General features: G+C 66.0%; 15 protein-coding genes. 8 read left to right on the forward strand and 7 right to left on the reverse strand.

Annotated features, from left to right (window positions below):
- The first annotated feature begins 26 nt into the window (after positions 1-26).
- The 5 genes from ACORJG_RS13790 to ACORJG_RS13810 all read left to right on the forward strand — a co-directional run bounded on the left by ACORJG_RS13790 (position 27) and on the right by ACORJG_RS13810 (position 3,835).
- Positions 27-320: a hypothetical protein gene (locus ACORJG_RS13790; RefSeq protein WP_427789866.1), complete on the forward strand. Its 294-nt coding sequence runs from the start codon at positions 27-29 to the stop codon at positions 318-320.
- A gap of 147 nt (positions 321-467) precedes the next feature.
- Entirely contained in the window at positions 468-1,256 is a 789-nt protein-coding gene (locus ACORJG_RS13795) for a hypothetical protein (protein WP_427789868.1), read from the forward strand.
- Between the two features lie 17 nt (positions 1,257-1,273).
- The gene (locus tag ACORJG_RS13800) at positions 1,274-1,972 is read left to right on the forward strand and encodes an MgtC/SapB family protein (protein WP_427789870.1); all 699 of its coding nucleotides are present in this window, start codon (positions 1,274-1,276) and stop codon (positions 1,970-1,972) included.
- Between the two features lie 79 nt (positions 1,973-2,051).
- Positions 2,052-3,110 carry a sensor histidine kinase gene (locus ACORJG_RS13805; protein WP_427789872.1) on the forward strand — a complete coding sequence of 353 codons (1,059 nt, stop codon included), beginning with the start codon at positions 2,052-2,054 and terminating at the stop codon, positions 3,108-3,110.
- Positions 3,107-3,835 carry a response regulator transcription factor gene (locus tag ACORJG_RS13810; protein WP_427789874.1) on the forward strand — a complete coding sequence of 243 codons (729 nt, stop codon included), beginning with the start codon at positions 3,107-3,109 and terminating at the stop codon, positions 3,833-3,835. Before ACORJG_RS13805 ends, ACORJG_RS13810 begins: the two co-directional genes overlap by 4 nt.
- Here ACORJG_RS13810 and ACORJG_RS13815 read toward each other — a convergent pair.
- From ACORJG_RS13815 to ACORJG_RS13835, 5 genes are all read right to left on the reverse strand, one after another.
- A complete protein-coding gene (locus ACORJG_RS13815; RefSeq protein ID WP_427789875.1) occupies positions 3,817-4,560 on the reverse strand; it encodes a DUF481 domain-containing protein in 744 nt (247 codons plus the stop codon). The two genes, ACORJG_RS13810 and ACORJG_RS13815, sit on opposite strands and share 19 nt — an antisense overlap.
- A gap of 188 nt (positions 4,561-4,748) precedes the next feature.
- Positions 4,749-5,405 (reverse strand): energy transducer TonB family protein, encoded by a 657-nt coding sequence (locus ACORJG_RS13820; protein ID WP_427789877.1) that lies wholly within the window; start codon positions 5,403-5,405, stop codon positions 4,749-4,751.
- A 79-nt stretch (positions 5,406-5,484) separates the two neighbouring features.
- Positions 5,485-9,060 carry a TonB-dependent receptor domain-containing protein gene (locus tag ACORJG_RS13825; RefSeq protein WP_427789879.1) on the reverse strand — a complete coding sequence of 1,192 codons (3,576 nt, stop codon included), beginning with the start codon at positions 9,058-9,060 and terminating at the stop codon, positions 5,485-5,487.
- Positions 9,061-9,160: 100 nt separating this feature from the next.
- Positions 9,161-10,117 carry a FecR family protein gene (locus ACORJG_RS13830; protein WP_427789881.1) on the reverse strand — a complete coding sequence of 319 codons (957 nt, stop codon included), beginning with the start codon at positions 10,115-10,117 and terminating at the stop codon, positions 9,161-9,163.
- A gap of 71 nt (positions 10,118-10,188) precedes the next feature.
- The gene (locus ACORJG_RS13835; protein WP_427789883.1) at positions 10,189-10,713 is read right to left on the reverse strand and encodes an RNA polymerase sigma factor; all 525 of its coding nucleotides are present in this window, start codon (positions 10,711-10,713) and stop codon (positions 10,189-10,191) included.
- Between the two features lie 252 nt (positions 10,714-10,965).
- Between ACORJG_RS13835 and ACORJG_RS13840 the strand changes: the two genes are divergently transcribed.
- Positions 10,966-11,331 carry a hypothetical protein gene (locus tag ACORJG_RS13840; protein ID WP_427789885.1) on the forward strand — a complete coding sequence of 122 codons (366 nt, stop codon included), beginning with the start codon at positions 10,966-10,968 and terminating at the stop codon, positions 11,329-11,331.
- 190 nt (positions 11,332-11,521) lie between these two features.
- Here ACORJG_RS13840 and ACORJG_RS13845 read toward each other — a convergent pair whose 3' ends face one another.
- Entirely contained in the window at positions 11,522-12,853 is a 1,332-nt protein-coding gene (locus tag ACORJG_RS13845) for a transposase (RefSeq protein ID WP_427793061.1), read from the reverse strand.
- A gap of 352 nt (positions 12,854-13,205) precedes the next feature.
- Here ACORJG_RS13845 and ACORJG_RS13850 point away from each other — a divergent pair, with 352 nt between their 5' ends.
- Together ACORJG_RS13850 and ACORJG_RS13855 are read left to right on the forward strand one after the other, a co-directional pair.
- The gene (locus ACORJG_RS13850; RefSeq protein ID WP_427789887.1) at positions 13,206-15,476 is read left to right on the forward strand and encodes an AAA family ATPase; all 2,271 of its coding nucleotides are present in this window, start codon (positions 13,206-13,208) and stop codon (positions 15,474-15,476) included.
- A gap of 527 nt (positions 15,477-16,003) precedes the next feature.
- Positions 16,004-17,190 (forward strand): IS3 family transposase gene (locus ACORJG_RS13855; protein WP_427789889.1). Its coding sequence is split into 2 segments (ribosomal slippage): positions 16,004-16,262 and positions 16,262-17,190, totalling 1,188 coding nucleotides; the frame shifts between segments, so codons are not numbered across the junction.
- 39 nt (positions 17,191-17,229) lie between these two features.
- Here ACORJG_RS13855 and ACORJG_RS13860 read toward each other — a convergent pair.
- Entirely contained in the window at positions 17,230-19,356 is a 2,127-nt protein-coding gene (locus ACORJG_RS13860; protein WP_427789891.1) for a M13 family metallopeptidase, read from the reverse strand.
- Between the last annotated feature and the right edge of the window lie 37 nt (positions 19,357-19,393).

Consider the following 19,393-nt stretch of genomic DNA (forward strand, 5'->3'; position numbering starts at 1 on the left):
GGTTCCACAGCCGAGAGGAGGCGCCCATGCGCGATCTGATCCTGCCCCGCTCCGTCGTCCTGCCCCGTCTGCATCCCCGGTCCAGACCGGCGCCGATGGCGCGGACGAAACCCCGCCGCCGATCCCGCCTGCAGCGCCTGACCGGATGGGCGGCCGCCGTCGCATCGCGGCGTCTGCTCACGCTCACCCTGTCATGGGCGCGCAGGGGGGACATCAGTCCCGCCGAAGCCCGCGTCCTGCTCTATGTCGCCAGCGCCCTGCAACGCCGTGCGCTTCACAGCCTGACCCTGAGGGGTCCAGCCAAACCCCCGTCCCGCTGAATACGGAGCCCGCCCTGATGGACGACCCGTCCAGTAACGGCGGTCGAAAGACCGTCCTTCCTCCCCCTGTTCCGGCCGACACCGACTGAGCGCGGTTGCGGCCGCCGTGACGGCTGTTCGCCGTCGCCCCTGCCGAGAGAACCGCCGATGACCTGTGTCACGCCTCCCTTCCGCCGCCCGCCCTTCCGCCGTTACGCCTCCCTGTCGATCCTGCGTCTGGTCTGGCGCCGTCTGGCCGCCCTGCTGGCCTATCTGGTCATGCTGGGCGCCTTCTTCCTGTTCGGCTTGCCGAGCGCCAATGCGGGCGCCGGCCCGCACGCCATCGATGACGCCGGGGTCGAGACGCCCGGCCTGTGCCACGTCGAGACCTGGACCACCTGGGGTCGCCATAACACGGGCCTGGTCAACGCCTCGCCCGCCTGCACCTTCCACAGCCTGCCGCGGCTTGAAATCGGCGCCGGACTGACCGCCGAGCGCGCCGACAGCCGCTGGGACGGCGCCTTCGGCCCGGCGCTCAAGCTGAACCTGGGCCGCGAGGACAGCCGCATCGACTGGGCCGTCGCCGCCGAGGCGCAAATCGGCGCCCGCTCAGGCGAATTCTCCGGCGCCGCTCTGACCATGCCGGTCAGCTTCGAGGTGTCGGACACGGTGCGCCTGAACGCCAATCTGGCCTGGAGCCACGACCCGTCCGCCGATCGCCGCAACGCCGCCTTCTATGGCGCCCAGATCGAATACGACCTGCGCCCCGACCTGATGTTGATGGCCGAGGCCTATCAGCGTTACAGGGAGACGCTCGGCGTTCAGGCTGGTCTGCGCTGGACCCCCGATCAGGGACCGCTAGACTTCGACTTCCTCATCGGCCTGCCCGACGGGGGCCGTGAAACTCAGGTGACACTGGGACTGACCTTCCGCGGCGCGCCTTTCCAGCGCCGCTGACACGCGAAAGGCGCCGGATGACCGATTTCAGCGACATGGGGCAGGTGGTGCTGGCGCTGGGCGGCGCCTTCCTGCTGGGCGGCCTGATCGGCTTCGAGCGCCAGTGGCGCCAGCGGTTGGCCGGGCTGCGGACCAATACGCTGGTGGCGCTGGGCGCCGCCAGCTTCGTCCAGTTCGCAGGCCAGTTCGACGGCGACACCAGCCCCACCCGCGTCGCCGCCCAGATCGTCTCCGGCGTCGGCTTCCTGGGCGGCGGCATCATCTTCAAGGAAGGGCTGAACGTGCGCGGCCTGAACACGGCGGCGACCCTGTGGTGCTCAGCCGCCGTCGGCGCCATGTGCGGCGCCGGACTGTTCTTCCATGCGGCGATCAGCGCCGCCTTCATCATCGCCGTCAACGCCCTGCTACGTCCGCTGGTCCAGCTTCTGGATCGCCAGCCCAATGACCAGACCGAACTGGAAAGCCTCTATTCCATCAGCATGGTCTGCCAGAGCGAGTCCGAGGCCCACGTCCGCGCCCTGCTGCTGGGCGGTCTGGGCGGGCTGCTGCACATTCGTGAACTGGTCAGCGCCGATCTGGAAGGCTCCACCAATGTCGAGGTCCGCGCCGTGATCCACGCCGAGACGCGGCAGGACCGTCTGGTCGAGCAGATCGTCGGCCGTCTCAGTCTTGAACCGCGCGTCACCGCCGCCCGCTGGCGCATCCTGGAGGTCTGACGCAGACGGCGGCGCGGCGTGGGCGACAAGGCCTGCGCCGTAACCTAAGCTGAAGCGACGAAACGGAATGATGGCCCTGGTGACGACGACCGCCCGCAGCAGATCGAACTACACCGCCGTGCTGGTCGCCCTGATCGCCGCCGTCGTCGCCATCTTCATCGCCGACACCATCACCGACTACGCCGTCGCCGTCGCCATTTTCCATACGGCGGTCATGCTGGTCGCCACGCGGTTCCTGAGCGCGCGGATGGTGGCGGGGCTGGCGGTCGCCTGCATTATTCTGACGGGCGTCAGCTTCGTCCTGACGCCCTCGGGCGACTTCAAGATCGGGCTGGTGAACACCGGCATCAGCATCGTCGCCATCGCCGTGACCGCCTATCTGGGCCTGAAGCTGAAAAGCGCCGAAGCCCAGATCCACGAAGCGCGCGAACGCATCACCCGCATCGCCCGCCTGACCACTCTGGGCCAGTTGACCGCCTCCATCGCCCATGAGGTCAGCCAGCCCCTGGCCGCCATCGCCGCCAGCGCCGGGGCCGGTCGCCGCTGGCTGGCGCAGGAGCAGCCCAACACCGCCAAGGCGTTGGCCGCCGTCGACCGCATCGTGCTGGACGCCGGGCGCGCCAGCGACATTCTGGACCGGGTGCGCCGTCTGGCCCGCAATGAAGCTCCCGCCTCCGTCGCCTTCGACCTGAACGCCGCGGTGATGGAGATCATCGACCTGTCGTCTTCCGCCGCAGGCGCCGAAGACGCCGTCATCACGACCGCCCTGCCCGGCGGCCTGCCTCTGGCCTTCGCCGACCGGGTGCAGGTTCAACAGGTGGTCAGCAATCTGGTCCTGAACGGTCTGGACGCCGCCGTCTCGGCGGGACGAGCGCCCCGCCTGACCATCGCCACCGCCCACGTCGAAGGCCGCCTGCAGGTCTCGGTCGCCGACAACGGCGAAGGGCTGACGGCAGAGGCGGAAGAGCGCCTTTACGACTCCTTCTGGACCACCAAGGAAGGCGGCTTCGGTCTGGGCCTGACCATCTGCCGCGCTATCGTCGAGGCCAATGGCGGGCGCATCTGGACGACGCCTTCCCCGCTGGGCGGCGCCTGTTTCGCCTTCAGCCTGCCCATCGCATCAGAGGCCGCCGCATGACCCCATCCCCGGCTACGCCTGTGGTTCACGTCATCGACGACGACGCCTCGATCCGCGCCGGTCTGGCCGACCTGCTGGAGTCAGTGTCGCTGAAGACTCATGTCTTCGCCTCGGTTCAGGATTTCCTCGCCCATCCGCGAGATGACGATGCGCCCGCCTGTCTGGTCCTCGACGTCCGGATGCCGGGACAGAGCGGCGTCGACTTCCATCAGCAGATGGACAGTCTGGGGATACGGATGCCGGTCATCTTCATCACCGGCCACGGCGACATCGCCATGGGCGTCAAGGCCATCAAGGACGGCGCCGTCGACTTCCTGACCAAGCCGTTCCGCGATCAGGACCTGCTGGACGCCATCCAGGCCGCCCTGGAACGCGACCGGCTCAGGCTGGACCAGGCGCAGCATATGCGGTCCATCCAGGCGCTGTGGAGTACACTGACGCCCGGCGAACGTGATGTGATTGAACTGGCCCTCGACGGCTATCTGAACAAGCAGACGGCAGCCCGACTGGGCGTGAAGGAAATCACGGTAAAAACGCGCAGGGCGCGCGCGATGAAGAAACTCGGCGTCTCATCCATTCTTGATGTCATGCGCATGGCGCACGAAATGCGCGGCGACATCCCGCATCATGTGGTTGATGCCGCCGCGCCTCAGATCACGGGCCAGAGACCGGGCACAGTCGTCCCCGGCCCTGTCCGCTCCGGTTATTACTTGCCGAAGCCGTAGACCAGCGACACGCGCGTCGCCGTATCCGTCTTGTCAAAACCGAAGGGCGGATCAGTATCGTGGCGCACGTCAATCGAGAAGCGCGCCGACAGGGCGCCGGTCAGGGCTGCGGTGACCGCCAGCGAATTGGTCAGCTGGGTCGAGGTCTTCGCGTACAGGACGTTGGTGTCGTTCGTCAGTTTGACGCTGTCGTTGAACGCGTGGCTGAACCTGGAGCCGGCGATGAAGGAAAAGCTGGTTTCCGTTTCGCCCGGAACCACGACCGGGCCTGGCAGAGTGGTCTGGCGAACCTCATCGAACTTCACGCCGGGACCGCCTTCAACAGCCCAGTTCGTGCGCTCGCTGACGATGACGCGATAGCCGGCGCCGGCGCCCAGGAAGGTGCGGCTCTCGAAGCCGGAAAATTCGTCCCGCTCATGTGAGGCGCGGCCGAAACCATAGGCGCGCGGACCAAAATCGCGATCCGCCTGACCGGCCAGGAACATGCGGTTCTTGGTTTCGACGCCGTCGGTCTTGCCATAATCAGCCAGGGCTTCCAGCGCGACCTTCCAGTCGCCTGTCTTGCGGGACAGCTTCAACCCCAGCCCCATGTCGCTGGTATCTGTGTTGCCGCTCGTGAAGCCCGCGCCGAAAGAGCCTTCGCCCGTCCAGACGGCCTCCTGAGCGAGAGCTGGGCTTGCTACGGCGGCGATCAGGGCGCCGGCCATCAGAATGCTGATCTTCATGGAGAAGAGGAATCTCTTGCTGTGAATCCGAGGGCGGTTTCGTAACAGCACCCGCCCGAGAAAGCGGGCAACATCGTCATAAATGACAAAAAGTTACCCTGTATGCTCGGGATATAAGGCTAACCGACACGATCATCCGTCCTGAGCGCGCCTGGCGCTTCCCTCCAGTTCCACAAGATCGCTGCGCCCTAACGGCTGCGCATGAAGAACTCCACTGGCACCGAAAGGCTGATCGGATCGCCGGTGATTTCCGGCGGGGGTTTGGGCAGGGGCTGGGCGCGGCGGAGCAGGGCCTCCGCTTCGCGGTCCAGCGCCGGATGGCCTGAACTGCGCTCCAGCTCCGCCGACAGTACGCGGCCGTCGCGGGTCATGGTGAAGCGGACATGAGCCACGCCTTCTCGGCGCTGGGCGCGGGCCTCCGCCGGATAGCGTTTGCGGCGTTCAAGGTGCGCCAGCAGCAGCCCCTCCCACGTCCGGGCCGAGGCTGCGACCGCCGCCGCAGGCGCAGGTCGGGCGGGCGGCGCCGTCGTCTCGGGCGCAGGCGGGGCGGCCGAGACGGTGGGCGCGGGCGCCGGGTCCACCGTCAGCGGCAGCGTTTCCACATTGGCCGGGACCATCGCCTGAAGGCGCGGCTGAATCAGCGGTTTGGGCGTCGCGGACGCGGCGGGCGCCTCGGTCTGTTGCGGACCGGGCGGTTGCTCGGAAGGCGGCCGAGGCGGCGCCTGCATCCGCACCAGTTCGACCTCGAAGACCTGATCCGGGATCGCCAATGGCTCAGGATGGGTCGCCCAGAAACCGCCTGCGGCGATCAGAGGCGCCGCGTGCAGCGCCAGCGACGTCGCCACGCCCCGTCCCCAGGCATTTCGTCGCCGTCGACGCGGCCTTGCCCCTGGCTCGATTCGGACAGTCATCGCCATCCTCGCCTCAGAACCGGAAGTTCAGGCCGATGCGGACAGCGTGCAGGTCCAGATCGCTGGACGTGCGCCGCCCTTCCTCGACCTCCGAGGTTCCCGTGTGCTGGATCGTCTCATAGATCGGCCGTTCGCGCGGGCGGCAGAATGAGGCGTCGATGGCGCACAGCCACGCCATGCCGGGATCCTTGGACGGGTCATAGATTTCGACCCCGATCTGACGCTGGCTGGTGTAGTGGGCGCCGGTGCCCGCCCGCGCCTGGGCGAAGTCCACATCCTGTTTGCCGAAGCGGCTGTAGTTGTATTCCGCACGCAGGGACCAACGGTCGCTGAGGGCGTATTCGGCGCCCAGTCCGGCCGAGAGGCCCTTGCGCGTCGCCGAGGCCCGCTCGACGAAGAAGATGCCGGTCTCGCTGCCCAGAGGCGCCGAGACATGGCCCGAGTTCGAAATGTATTGATCCCGCGACTGGGTTTCGTGCGCCAGGGCCAGACCGCCCGCGCCATAGGCCATGAGCCGGTCGCTGAAGGCATAGCCCAGACGGGCGCGGACGCCCGCCGTCCAGCTGACGCCGAAGGCCCGGTCGGCTTCGAGATAGCCCTTTTCGGCCATGTCCGGATCCAGCGACAGCGTCTTCACCCGGTCGCGCAGATAGGTATTGGTCCAGTCCGCCTCGACGCCGACCACCCAGCGATTCGCCAGCTGGTGGTTATAGCCGGCCTGCAGTCCCATCAGGCCGCTGGGCGCGCTCCACTTCGCCGCCTCGCGCTCTGCATTGGGATTGGCCGCGCCGTTCAGCGTGGTCGCGCTGCCCGATGATGAGGCGGACTGACCGCCCGCATGCACCCCGGCATAGAATCCGGTCCAGTCGCGCGTGACCTCGCCCGGCTCAAGACTGAAGGGCTCCAGCCACGTGATCGGGCGATCGCCGCCGAACTGCTGTGTCAGGCTGAAGGAGACGGTGCGCCCCGGCCCCGGCTGCGTCACCAGCCCCAGCGGATCCATGTAATAGCGGTCGAACAGGTTCTCGACGCGCAGGCTGGCTGTCAGACGGTCCGTAATGCGATAGTCGGCGAACACATCGGTCAGCGTATAGGGTTTCCAGTCAACCAAAGCGACGAACTGGCCCGCGCCCTGGGCCGTCACATCCCCGTGGCCGATCGCGCGCGGTCCGGTGTGCTGCACCCGCCCGCCGACCGTCAGCCGCTCCTGCATCAGTTTCTGGGACAGGCTCAGTTCAAGGCTGTATTCCGGCGGCACGTGGTTTGTGGCGTAGTCGCCGTAGAGGGACTTCTGCCCGCAGCTGTCGGCCGTGCGGCAATAGGCGATGTCGAGATAGTAGTTGGCGGCGAAGTCCGCCGTCAGGCCGCCCAGCTCATAGCGGCTGCTGAACTCCAGTCCCTCGAACCGCGCCTGATGGATGTTCTCGATGTTCAGTGTGATCGTCGGTTCGGTGCGGACGTTGCGCGCGATGTAATCGTCCACGACCCAGTGGAAATAACCCAGTTTGAACTGGGCTCGGTCGCCCTGCGCCAGCAGGTCGTTGCGGATCAGATTGGCGCCCAGCTCCCAGTTCTTAGAGCGTTCCGGCTGGATCTGTTTGTTGGCCACGAAACTGTTGAAGGCCGAGATGGTCTCGGTCAGGGCCGGGGCGCGCAGGGTGCTGGAATAGTTCACATACAGCTGCGCGCCGTCCATCGGCCGCAGCACCAGACCCAGCGACGGGCTGAATCCGCCGTCGTCCATGCGGATGCCCTGCCGCTCCGGGGTGTTCTGATAGACCTCATAGGCGTCGAAGCGGTCCTCGGACCAATAGTGGGCGTAGCGCAGGCCGCCGTTCAGGGTCAGCCAGTCGCGCGGCGTATAGGCGCCCTTGGCGAAGCCTGCGACCTCGTGCCGGAAGCCGTCGCGCGGGGTGTTCCACCCTTCCAGCATGGCCGAGTGGCGGCTGCCGCGCGTGTCCTCGCCGCGATAGGACAGGCCGTAGTTCAGCTCGAGATCGCCGCTGTCGAGGTAGAAGCGCGAGCGGTTGCTGACATCCACGCCCCACAGGTCGCTGTCGGAGCCGACGCGGAAATTCTCGTTCAGCCCCACGCTCTTCGGCGTCGCCAGACGGCCCCCGCGGATCGGGTTGCGCAGTTCCAGATGCGACCAGTAGGCGTTGGCCTTCAGGTCGATCAGATCGCTGTCGGACGGCGCCCACAGATAACGCGCCGTATAGGTGTCCAGCCGCGTGCCCGCCGTGCGCGCCTGCTGTTCGGCCTGCCCTTCGCGGCTGGTCTGGCGCGAAGCCAGACGGTCGCCTGCCTCGCTGCGATAGGCGTTATAACCCAGTTGCACCGACTGGCCGTCGCCGAAACGGGCCGTCGCCTTGGCCAGCCAGGACTCGGTCTGCAACTGACTGTTCAACACCTCTTCACCCGCGCGATAGTTGGCGAGCCCGGCATTGATCATGGTGTTCGGCTGGATGCCGCTCCAGATCTTGGTGTCGCCGATGTTCAGCGGACGCGCCACAGGGCCATGCTCGCCCGCGTGAAAATTGCCCTGTTCGCGATAGGTATAGCCCGCCAGCAGGTCAATCGCGTCGCTGGAATAGGCGCCGACGATGCTGGCCCAGCCGCTGGTCGGCTCCAGCACGCCGGGACGGTCCATGCCGGTCGCCGATGGCTCGGCCGTTCCGACCACTGAGCGATAGACATAGCCGCTGCGGTCGCCCGCCGTCGGGTCAGATGTGTTGCCGCGCAGACCGCCGCGCACCCGAAGACCCCATGTCTCGCCCTCGCGCACGATGTCCCCGGCCTCAAGGGTGCGGATGGCGACCGACCCAGCGTTGCCGAACGCCGCCGCGTCGGCGCCCTTGGTGACGTCGACGTTCGCGATGAAATCCGGGTCGATGAAGGTGCGGTTCGAGACGCCCTGATAGCCCTGATAGACGGTCACGGCGTTTTCGGCGCCGTCGATCTTGGTCGTCACCCGGCCAAAGCCCTGCAGACCCCGGATGTTAAGGTCGATGGCGCCTGCGCCGTTGCGCGCCTCGCCGGACAGGACGCCGGGCGTCCCGCGGAACACGTCCGCCGGGCTGGAGCCGCGATAACGTTCGATGCGGTCGGTGCTGATATGGGCGACCGGCGCCGGCTCGCTGTAGACCGCGTCGTCGCTGAGCCCTGCGCCCGCGCCGGTCACGCCGGAGGAGGCGCTCGCTCCCTCGACCCGCACGGCGCCCAGCTGGATCACGCCGTCCTGAGCCGTGCGCTGGGGCGCAGGCTCCAGCCGCACGGTCTGCGCCCCGGTGAAGCGATAGGTCAGGCCGCTGCCCGCCAGTATGCGCGACAGGCCCTCTGACGACGACATCCGCCCGACTGCGCCCGGCGAACGGACGCCCGGCATGGTCCCGCCATAGACCACGTTCACCCCGGTCGTCCGACTATAGGCCGCCAGCGCCGCGCCCAGCGGCTGGGCCTCGATGTCGAAGGCTGCTTCCTGCGCCTGCGCCCGCGCCGGATCGACGGACGCGAATACGCCGCCCAATGCTGTGGAGCCCATCAAGGCGGCCATCATCAGGGCCCGGCCGCCGCCCAATCTCGTCTTCATACGCCCCTCACATGGGATAAATCGGCAGGCTGTCGGCGCCTGCCCTCGATGAGAAAGACGACGGGGTCATCCCACCGTCAGGTAAGAATGAGATTTATTTTCAATTTGTCGTCAGAAGGGTGAAGAGATCTCCGCCGCGCCGGATGCGCATCGGCGTCGCCTGCGCCAGCCGCTCCAGCCCCTGAGCGGCCTCGGTCGTGCGGGTGATCAGGGTCACGCGCCGCGCCGCCAGCGCCTCATCCAGAATAACGGTGCGCCCGCCGGTCCAGCGGTCCAGCATGGCCGCAACGCGCCGCAGCGGCGTATCGATGAAGACCAGACGCCCGTCACGCCACGCCAGACTCTCGTGAGGCAGGGCGCGGACCTGCGACAGACCGGCCCCGCCATAGAACAGGCCCTGACCCGCCTGCAGTTGCGCCGTCGCCTGCCCCAGCGCGACGCGTACCGCGCCGGCCGTCGCGCCGACGCGGACGCCGCCCGGCTCGACCACCGCCGCGAACGCGCCCTCAACCGCACTGATCCGGCCGCGCGCCGCCTCCACGACAAAGGGACGATGATCCGCCCCCGACGGCTGGAACCACGCCTCTCCGCCCAGCAAACGCAGGCGCCGCCGTCGGGTGCTGAAGTCCACGTCCACAGCCGTTCGCGTCGACAGTTCGACCCGCGACCCATCCGCCAGGGTCACGCGCAAGGTCTCGCCCGGCCGTGTCGCATAGGTCGCGAAAGGACGAGGCCCCAGCGCCAGACGCCCGCCGATCAGACCGACAGCCGCCGTTCCACCCAGCCCGACCACCCCGCGTAAAAGGGTTCGCCGATCCGCAAGCGGCCCCAGCCCCGGCGTCGATCCCGACCCGGCCAGAGCGGGCAGATGCGCCGCGGCGCCCCACAGGCGCTGCAGCCGGTCATAGGCGCGGCCGTGGCTCGGATCCGCCCCGCGCCACGCCTCGAAATCCGCGCGAAGACTGGTGTCGGCCGGGTCGTCGTGCAGGCGCACGAACCATGTGATCGCCGCCTCCGTCGCCGGATCGGCCCTAGCCTGACTTCGCCTTGGGTTCACATCCGTCTCATGCGGTTCGCGCGCCGGTGCAGGCGCTCCCTTGAAAGGGGGACGAAAGACCGCGTCCTTTGTCAGGTCTCTGCGTCGAAATCCGCATCCGCCGCCATCTGCATGGCGAGCAGCGCCCGGCCCATATGCTCATGCACCGTCTGACGCGACAGCCCCATCCGACGCCCGATCTCGGCGAAGGACAGCCCTTCAATCCGCGACAGGCGGAAGACTTCACGCGGCCGCGCGGGCATGGCGGCGATGATGTGGTCCATCCGCGCCAGTTCGCTGCGGGTGATCAGGGCGCGCTCGGGATCGGGCCGGGGGTCGGCCGCCAACGACAGGGCGTCGTCGCCATCGACCGGCGGCCGCGTCGCCTCGCGGCGCCTGTGGTCGACGATCAGGTTGCGGGCGATGCGGAACAGATAGGCCGGTCCGTTAACGATCGGCGCTCCCTCGCCCCGCACCGAAGACGCCAGCCGCAGCCAGCTGTCCTGAGCGATATCCTCGGAATCCTCACGGTGGCCCACCCGGCGACGCACAAGACCCTTCAGCCGTCGGTCCGTCTCTCCGATCTCGTCTTCGGACAGCGGCAGGGGCGAAGGCATGGCGAAGGTCCGGAAACAGCAGGAGCAGATCCCCTAGCGCAAATGATAATGATTATCAAACAAGCACTACGCCCTGCCGCACCTTGACCGGCTGTCTCCTGCCGTATTGGCAGATTTCTGGTCACAGCCCCTGCGTTCACGCACCGCCAGCCAGGCGACGCCGAGGCGGAGCGCCGGGCCCTTCAGGTTGAACGGGCGCCGCTGGAGCGCGAACTGGCGGAGATCGAGCGCAAACTGAAGCGCGCGCAAACCATGTGCCTGGAGGGTGCAATCGAAACCGAAGAACTGAAGACGATCAGCGCGCCGCTGAAGACCCTCCGCAGCGAGATCCAGGTCCGACTGGCAGCCGACGCCGCGCCATCGGTGATCCAGTTGCACCCCGGCGCCGCTGACGCTTATCGGCGGCTTGCCGAGAATCTGCGCCAGGCCATCGAGGACGAAGACGGCGAGGAGGTGCGCGCGGAACTGCGCAAGCTGATCCAGCGCGTGGACTTCATTCCGCTGGAGGGTCTGGGCAAGTTCGACCTGCGGGTGCACGGCAGCCTCGCCGTCCTGCTCGGCTTGGGGGCGCCCAGAAAGCAAAAAACCCCACGGCTGGAGGCCATGGGGTTTCTGTAGATCAGAGCCTCACGTCCGGGTGTGAGGTAATGCTGGGTGCGGGAGCAGGATTTGGGCGATACCTCACACCGACAATCAGCTTCATGACATAGCTGCTGGGGCACCTCGAAGTCCGCAATGCGCCGATTTCGTTGAAAAAGGCGGTTGCTGAGATCGCCGCCAGTAACGGACGCGGCGGCTCTCTCCTGGCTTAGGCGGCTGCTGGGGTCGGCGGCGGGATCAGTTTGGCCAGTTTGCGCAGGTTCTGGGCTGTGGCGGCGAGGAGGAACTCGTCTTTGGCGCCGTTGGGGCCTCTCAGGCGCAGTCGATCCAGCTTCAGAATGCGCTTGAGGTGGGCGAACAGCATCTCGACCTTCTTCCGTTCGCGCCGGGACACGACGTAGGCGTCGGTCTTGGCGATGTCGCGGGCGAAGTCCCGGGCGCCTTCGTGGATGGAGCGGGTCACTTTCCGAGCCGGCGCGTTGGGACAGCAGCGGCTCTTGAGCGCGCAGGCGTCGCAATCCATTTTGCTGGCGCGATACCGATAGGTGTTATCCGGCGGGGTATCGGGGTGGTCCGCGCGGAAGGCTCGACGATATTGCCTCAATTCTTTGCCGTCCGGACAGCGGTAAAGATCGGCGGCGTGGTCATAGGCGAAGTCGCTGCGCGAGAAGGTCCCGTCGATCCGCTCGGCTTTGTCGATGACAGGGATGTGCGGCTCGATGCCCTGGTCGTGAACCAGCCAGTCCAACATCTCGGCCGAGCCATAGGCCGTGTCCGCCGCCAGCCGGGCGGGCCACAGATCATGATGCTCGCGCGCACGCTCGATCATGGTGCGGGCCGCCGTCACCTCGTCCTGGCGCACCGCCGTGGACGGCTCGACATCGACGATGATCGCGTGGTCCAGGTCGATCAGGTAGTTGGTGGCATAGGCGAAGAAGGCCAGGCCCTTGTTGGCGCCGGTCCAGCGCGAGGCCGGCGAGATGAACTTGGGCGTCACCGGGGTCGCGCCGCCGAAGGCCGCGTCGTCCAGTACGGCCAGATACTCGTCGATGGCGCGGCTGGCGGCCTCGGGCGGCAGGCCTTCGTCGCCGGGCACGCAGCGCTGGCGGTTGGCGTCGGCCTTGATCAGGCTGGCGTCGACCGCGAAACCCTCGCCGCCGACCAGACCCTCGGCGATGCATCGCCGTAGCACCGTCTCGAACAACTCCCGCAACAAATTGCTGTCGCGGAAACGGCCATGGCGGTTCTTCGAGAAGGTCGAGTGGTCCGGCACGTCGCCGTCCAGGCCCAACCGGCAGAACCAGCGATAGGCCAGGTTCAGGTGGACCTCCTCGCACAGCCGCCGCTCCGAGCGGATGCCGAAGCAATAGCCGACCAGCAGCATGCGGATCAGCAGCTCCGGATCGATCGAAGGTCGGCCGATGGCGCTGTAGAACGGCGCCAGATGCGCCCGTAGCCCGTCCAGCTCCACGAACCGGTCGATCGCCCGCAGCAGATGGTCCGCTGGCACATGCTGCTCCAGCGAGAACTCATAGAACAGCGCCGACTGATCGACCCGTCGCTAGCCCATCATCGCTGCACCTCCGGTCTCAACGACCAGAGTGAATCAGCGCGGCGCCCTCATGCCAATTGCCGGAGGCCGCCTTTTTCAACGAAATGCGCCATGAGCGGACATAGACGCCTTGCCCGAAAGCTGACGTTCGGCCTTTGGGATGTCGCGAAGCGTCAGCCATGATCTGAACGGTGAGCAGACCGCGTCCAAGCGGCCGCGGAGCCGTTCCACCCGAAGGTTGCGGGGCCGCGCCGCCGTCGGGCGCTCTGAGTTCGACGACCCTGGGTAGCGTTCAGTAAAGTCGCCATGTAACGTTCGTTTCTAGAGGGGGTGGCTCTAAGTGCTTACGCGCATTGATCAGCTGAAGAACATTGGGCGTTTCACGTCATTCAAGCAGCGTGCCGACGCACTTGGGCCACTGGCTTTGTTGTTTGCGAGAAACGGATACGGCAAGACCACCCTTTGCGCGGTGCTCCGGTCCGCCGCGGTTCAGAACTCCACCCCCATCGATGAACGTCAGCATCTGGGCAATGCTGGCCCGCCTGAAGCGGCGCTCACCTTCGATCCGACCGGCTCTGTCGTCTTTCAGAACGGAACCTGGAATCGCAGTCCGCCCAGCATCCTGACATTTGACGGCGAGTTCGTCCGCCGCAACGTTCATACGGCCGACGAGGTCACTCGGGACAACAAGCGCCAGCTCCTGCGAGTGATCGTCGGCGCGGCCGGGGTCCGCCTTGCTGAGACCGTCAATGATATTGATACTAGAAACACTAAGCTCAACGCTGAGCTGAAGGATATAGAGCGAGCGATCCACGCGGCCCATCCCTCAATTAACGACTATTCGGGGTTCACCGCCGCGGACATCCCTGACGATATCCAAGCGCGCATCGACGAGCGTCGGCGCCGACTCGTCGCCGCCCAGCGGGCAAGCGAGGTGCGAACACGCCAGAACATCGGCATCTGGCAGCAACTCCCGAATATGGACGAGGTGATCGCTTCTCTCGCAGACGTTCTTGACGGGGCCAGCGAGAGCGCCGAACGGCGCATCGTCGATCACATGACCAGGCATGGTTTCGATACAAGCGGGCGGCGCTGGCTCGTCTACGGGACTAACCACGCTAGCGATGCCTGCCCCTACTGTGATCAGGACCTGAAGCCATCCGCGATCGCGGCTGACTTCAAGGTGATGTTTGGCTCCGCCTTCACCACACTCGTCAGCGCCTTAGACGCTCAACTGTCGGTCTTCAAGGCTCTGCTGGCGGTCGGGCAAACGGGCAGTGTCCGAGAAGTCGTGCAGGCCAACCGGTCGTCGATGGAATTCTGGCGCCAGGTCGGCGAACTTCCGCCGCTGGACGACCTCGGTGAACCCGACCTCGCCTCGATCGACGAGGCGCTCAGTCCGGTCATGGCGGCCCTGGAGAGAAAAGTCGCCGCGCCGCTGCAGCCGCTCCTGCTCAATGCTGATGAGGAACGAAACGCCCGGGAAGCGATCGAACGCCTCGAGCACCATGCTCGTCAGATCCTCGCCTGCAATCAGGCGATCGAGGTCGTTCGCAAGGAGACTGCCACGCAGCTGACGTCAGCGCAGATGCGTGAGCTCCATGAGGCGGTCGACAAACGGGTCGCGCTCCAGGCCAAGGCTCACGAGCCCTTGAAGACCCTGTGCGGCGATTGGACATCCAAAACCGCCGAGCGTGCGAGGTTGGCTATCGACCGCTCAAATGCACAGAAGGCGCTGACCGCGCACGTCGAAACGACGGCGACCGCGTATGAGGCCGGAATTAATGAGCTGCTGGAAGCGTTCGGTGCCAACTTCCGCCTGTGCCAGACCAAGGCCAGCTATGTCGGGCGCGACCCGAACACCGAATACTGCATTGACGTCAATGGCCACATCCTCAAGGCGGGCGAGGCCGGAACAGCGATAAAGCCGAGTTTCCGCACGGTTCTCAGCGCCGGCGACAAATCCAGCTTGGCCCTGGCGCTGTTCATCACCCAGGTCCAGCAGCGCGCTGACCTCGGTGACTGCATCATAGTCTTCGACGACCCATTTAACAGCCAAGATACTGCTCGTCAGTTCGAGACCGCGTCGCAGATCCGCCTCATCGCTGCCAGCGCTCGACAAGTTGTAGTGCTATCGCATGATCCCCGCTTTCTGCACCTGATTGAGAAGGACAAGGGCTCACTGGTGGTGACCCAGCATCAGATCGTCGCCGAGAGCGACTGGGTGGCCAACCTGAAGGCTTGGAATGTCGAGGACGAAGTAAAGGCCGACTACGTGCGGCGGGCCGAACGGATCCGCGCCTACGCCTCAACAGGTTTGCATCTCGCCGGCTGCTCACCGGCGCTGCTGGCGAGCGACATCAGGGTCTTCGTTGAGGAGTATATCGACCTGCGGTTCCCCGGCCGCTTCGCGGCCCGGACGCTCCTTGGTGCCATGATAGACGAGATCGACGCAGCCGGGGCCGCCGACCACCTTCACGTCCATCGGGTGGACCTACGCAGCCTGAATGAGTTCAGCCGACCAGACCACCACCGTGGCACCTCGCCTCCGGATCCGACCCAACTTCGCGCTCAGTGCAAGAAGGTCATAAAGATCGTCGGTGCCTACTGAAGCCATCGCTTTGGTCACGAGAAAACCTAGGCCGACCGACGAAGGCCCGGCCCTTTAAACCGAGTTTGCGAGATCGCGCTCCCTGTTCACCAAGACCGATTTTGTCGAATTGCAACGACTTCTTCCTTTCCTGACGGGCGCGTGAGTGCCCGGGCGCTCATAGATCAGCCGCGCCCAACATCGGCCCGACTGCCGGAAGCGGACCTTCAACTGGTTAAGTTGCCGCAGCGTCTGAGCGAGTGCGTCGCTTACAACATGCGCTCGCGGAGTCGGAGCCGCGACTACAGACCGCCCGTCCAAAGAGGAAACCACCGTCAGGCACAACCTTGACCGTATGTACGCTTCAAGGGCCAACTCACTTCCTCCGATCAGCCCCCGAACAGTCCTCACGTGAACATCCTGTCGTATAATCCTGGCCACGACGGCGCCGTGGCGCATATTCGTGACGGCCGTCTGATTTCGTTGACGTGCCCCTGAGAATTTCCTCCACGCGGAGCTAGAGTCCGGCCCTTGAAAGGACGGACGGAATGAAACGAGCGAGATTCACGGAAGAGCAGATCATCGGGATCCTGCGGGAGAACGAGGCCGGCGCCAAAGCGGGCGAGCTGGCGCGCAAGCACGGCGTGTCGGAGGGCACGATCTACGCCTGGAAGGCCAAGTTCGGCGGGATGAGCGTGTCGGACGCCCAGCGTCTGCGCGCCCTGGAAGACGAGAACGGCAAGCTCAAGCGCCTGCTGGCCGACGCCATGCTCGACAAGGCGGCGCTGAACGATCTGCTTTCAAAAGAGTGGTAGGGCCCGCGGCGATGCGCCAGGCCGTCGCCCATCTTAAGGCGACGTTCGGCGTCAGCGAGCGGCGGGCCTGCTCCATCATCAAGGTCGATCGAAAATCGGTGCGCTATCGCTCCTGCCATCAGCCGGACACGGCGCTGCGGGAGCGGCTGCGCGCGCTGGCTGTGGAGCGGCGACGGTTCGGCTATCGCCGTCTGTTCGTGCTGCTGCGGCGTGAGGGCGAGCCTTCGGGCAAGAACCGGATCTACCGGCTCTATCGCGAGGAAGGCCTGACGTTGCGAAAGCGCCGCTCACGTCCTCGCGCCATCGGCACGCGGGCGCCGATCCTGGTCGAGGCCAGGCCGAACGCCCGCTGGTCGCTGGACTTTGTGCACGACCAGTTCGCCACGGGCCGTCGCTTCCGAATTCTCAACGTGGTCGACGACGTCACCCGCGCGTGCCTGGCGGCGATCCCCGACACCTCGATCTCGGGACGCCGCGTCGCGCGCAAGTTGACTGCGCTCATCGCTCGGCGGGGCCGTCCTGCCATGATCGTCAGCGACAACGGCACGGAGTTCACGTCCACGGCCATCCTGGCCTGGGCGCAGGATCATGGCGTCGACTGGCACTACATCGCGCCGGGCAAGCCGACCCAGAACGGGTTTGTGGAATCCTTCAACGGGCGGATGCGCGACGAACTGTTGAACGAAAGCCTGTTCTTCGGCCTCGACCACGCCCGCCAGAAGGTCGCCGCCTGGTCGCTGGACTACAATACCCGCCGGCCGCACTCATCGATCGGCTACCTCACCCCGGAGGCTTTTGCCGCCAGTCTGACCGCAACAGGCCGACCCGCTGCGCAGTATGAAAGCTGCGCGGCCCGGCCTGTTGCTCACCCCACGCTGCGAGGCGTAACTAACCCAAGGACGCTGGTCGCCGCTGGATGAAACTCAGGGGCATGTCAGTGGCTACCTAGTCTAATATTTCTACCAGATACGCACTCGCTCTTGCGGATTCAGGTAGTAGCGCTCTCCAGACCGAACACCGAAGGCCTTGTACCAGGCGTCAATGTTGCGGAGCGGGCCGATCACGCGGAATTCGGGAGGGCTGTGGGGCCCGCGCGCGATCTGGTTTTTCATGGCGTCCTCGCGATACATAGACTGCCAGACCTGGGCCCAGCCGTAGAAGAAGCGCTGGTCGCCGGTCGTGCCGTCGATCACCGGGGCGGGCTGGCCCTTCAACGACAGGTGATAGGCCTCCAGACCGACCGCCGTCCCGGCGGCGTCGCCGATGTTCTCGCCCATGGTCAGGCCGCCCTGAACGGGGTGGCCGGGCACGGGTTCGAACTGGTCGTACTGGGCGCCCAGACGCTTGGTCAGGCCCTCAAAATTGGCCTTGTCCTGATCGGTCCACCAGTTGCGCAGCACGCCGTCGCCGTCGGACTTGGAGCCCTGGTCGTCGAAGCCGTGGCCGATCTCGTGGCCGATGACGCCGCCGATGCCGCCGTAGTTGACGGCCGGGTCCGCGTCCGGATCGAAGAAGGGCGGCTGCAGGATGGCGGCCGGGAAAGCGATCTCATTGTTGACCGAGCTGTAATAGGCGTTGACCGTCTGCGGGGTCATGCCCCACTCGGCCTTGTCGACCGGCTGGTTCAGACGGTTCAGCTGATACTCCCACTCGAACTGGGCCAGACGCCGACTGTTGCCGAACAGGTCATCGGCGCGGAATTCCAGGGCGGAATAGTCGCGCCACTTGTCCGGATAGCCGATCTTGACGGTGAACTTGCGCAGCTTCTCCTGCGCCGCCGCCTTGGTCTCGGCGCCCATCCAGGTCAGGTTGTCGATACGGTGCGACAGGGCGGTGCGCAGATTGGCCACCAGCTCCTCCACCTTGGCCTTGGATTCGGCCGGGAAGTATTCGGCGACGTACAGACGGCCCGCCGCCTCGCCCATAGCCGCTTCCGCAAAACCAACGGCGCGCTTCTCGCGGCTGCGTTGCTCGGGTTGTCCTTCAAGATCACGAGAACGGAACCCCCACTCGACGTCAGAAAACCGCTGCGACAGATAGGGCGCCGCCTGATCGGCGACATGGAAGGCCTGCCAGGCCTGAAGCGTGCCAATCGGCGTCTCGACAAAGGTGGCGGCCAGTTTGGGCATGGCCGTGTTCTGGCGCACGATCAGACGATCGACCGAGCCCAGGCCGGCGGCGTTGAAATAGCCGGCCCAGTCAAAGCCGGGTGCCTGGGCGGCCAGGGTCTGGAGGGTGTATTCGTTGTAGGTCTTGTCGCGGTTGCGGTTCTCGATCGGGGTCCAGTGGGCCTCGGCGATCCTGTCTTCCAGAGCGACGACAGCCGTTGCCGCGACGGCCGGATCTGCCCAGCCGATGTTGGTCAGCATCCGCTCGACATAGGCCTGATACTTCACCTTCTTGTCGGCGTATCGGGCGTCCAGATAGTAGTCGCGGTTGGGCATCCCCAGACCCGACTGACCGATTGTCACGGCATAGCGGGTCGGATGTTTCTGATCGACGCCGATGCTGGCGCCGAAGAAGGACGACCCGATCTGGCCCTGGATCTGGCCCAGGTAGGCGGCGAACTTCTCATGGGTGTTCGCAGCGCGAATAGCCGCCAGGTAGGGAGCAAGGGGCTGTGCGTCCAACCGATCCACGCGCGTCTGGTCCATATAGGCGCGATAGGCGTCAGCAATCTTGGCCTCGTCCGAGCCGGGCGCCAGGTCGGTGCGCGCGGCCAGGTCCTGCACCAGCTTCATCATGCGGTTGTCCGACAGCTCGCGAAGCAGGGCGAAGGAGCCGTAGGAGGTGCGGTCCGAAGGAATGGTCATCTGATACAGGGCGCGGCCATTGGCGTAGCGGAAGAAGCTGTCGCCGGGCCTGACCGAAGTGTCGCGGCCCGAAAGGTCGAAGCCCCAGGTTCCGTATTTGGGCGCATCGGTTCCCTGCCAGCCCGAGGCGCCGCCCTGGGCGGCCGGCGTCTGGAACAAGGTGGCGACCGCGCAGGTCTCGTCGATGCAGGTATGGGCGTGACCGTCATGCGCCAGCGCCGCGGCCGGGAGCAGAAGGGCGACGCCAGCGACGCCCAGAAGCAGTTTCATCATGAGTGTTTCCTGGACTAATTTGGAACGCGGCCGATCC

It is taken from the genome of Brevundimonas diminuta, assembly GCF_050310045.1.
GTDB classification, from domain to species: Bacteria; Pseudomonadota; Alphaproteobacteria; order Caulobacterales; family Caulobacteraceae; genus Brevundimonas; species Brevundimonas diminuta_F.

What these genes read in the sequence shown, in the direction of transcription:
- ACORJG_RS13790 (WP_427789866.1), top strand. Translation starts at nt 27, where the DNA reads ATGCGCGATCTGATCCTGCCCCGCTCCGTCGTCCTGCCCCGTCTGCAT.
- ACORJG_RS13795 (WP_427789868.1), top strand. Translation starts at nt 468, where the DNA reads ATGACCTGTGTCACGCCTCCCTTCCGCCGCCCGCCCTTCCGCCGTTAC.
- ACORJG_RS13800 (WP_427789870.1), top strand. Translation starts at nt 1,274, where the DNA reads ATGACCGATTTCAGCGACATGGGGCAGGTGGTGCTGGCGCTGGGCGGC.
- ACORJG_RS13810 (WP_427789874.1), top strand. Translation starts at nt 3,107, where the DNA reads ATGACCCCATCCCCGGCTACGCCTGTGGTTCACGTCATCGACGACGAC.
- ACORJG_RS13815 (WP_427789875.1), bottom strand. Translation starts at nt 4,560, where the DNA reads ATGAAGATCAGCATTCTGATGGCCGGCGCCCTGATCGCCGCCGTAGCA.
- ACORJG_RS13825 (WP_427789879.1), bottom strand. Translation starts at nt 9,060, where the DNA reads ATGAAGACGAGATTGGGCGGCGGCCGGGCCCTGATGATGGCCGCCTTG.
- ACORJG_RS13835 (WP_427789883.1), bottom strand. Translation starts at nt 10,713, where the DNA reads ATGCCTTCGCCCCTGCCGCTGTCCGAAGACGAGATCGGAGAGACGGAC.
- ACORJG_RS13840 (WP_427789885.1), top strand. Translation starts at nt 10,966, where the DNA reads ATGTGCCTGGAGGGTGCAATCGAAACCGAAGAACTGAAGACGATCAGC.
- ACORJG_RS13860 (WP_427789891.1), bottom strand. Translation starts at nt 19,356, where the DNA reads ATGATGAAACTGCTTCTGGGCGTCGCTGGCGTCGCCCTTCTGCTCCCG.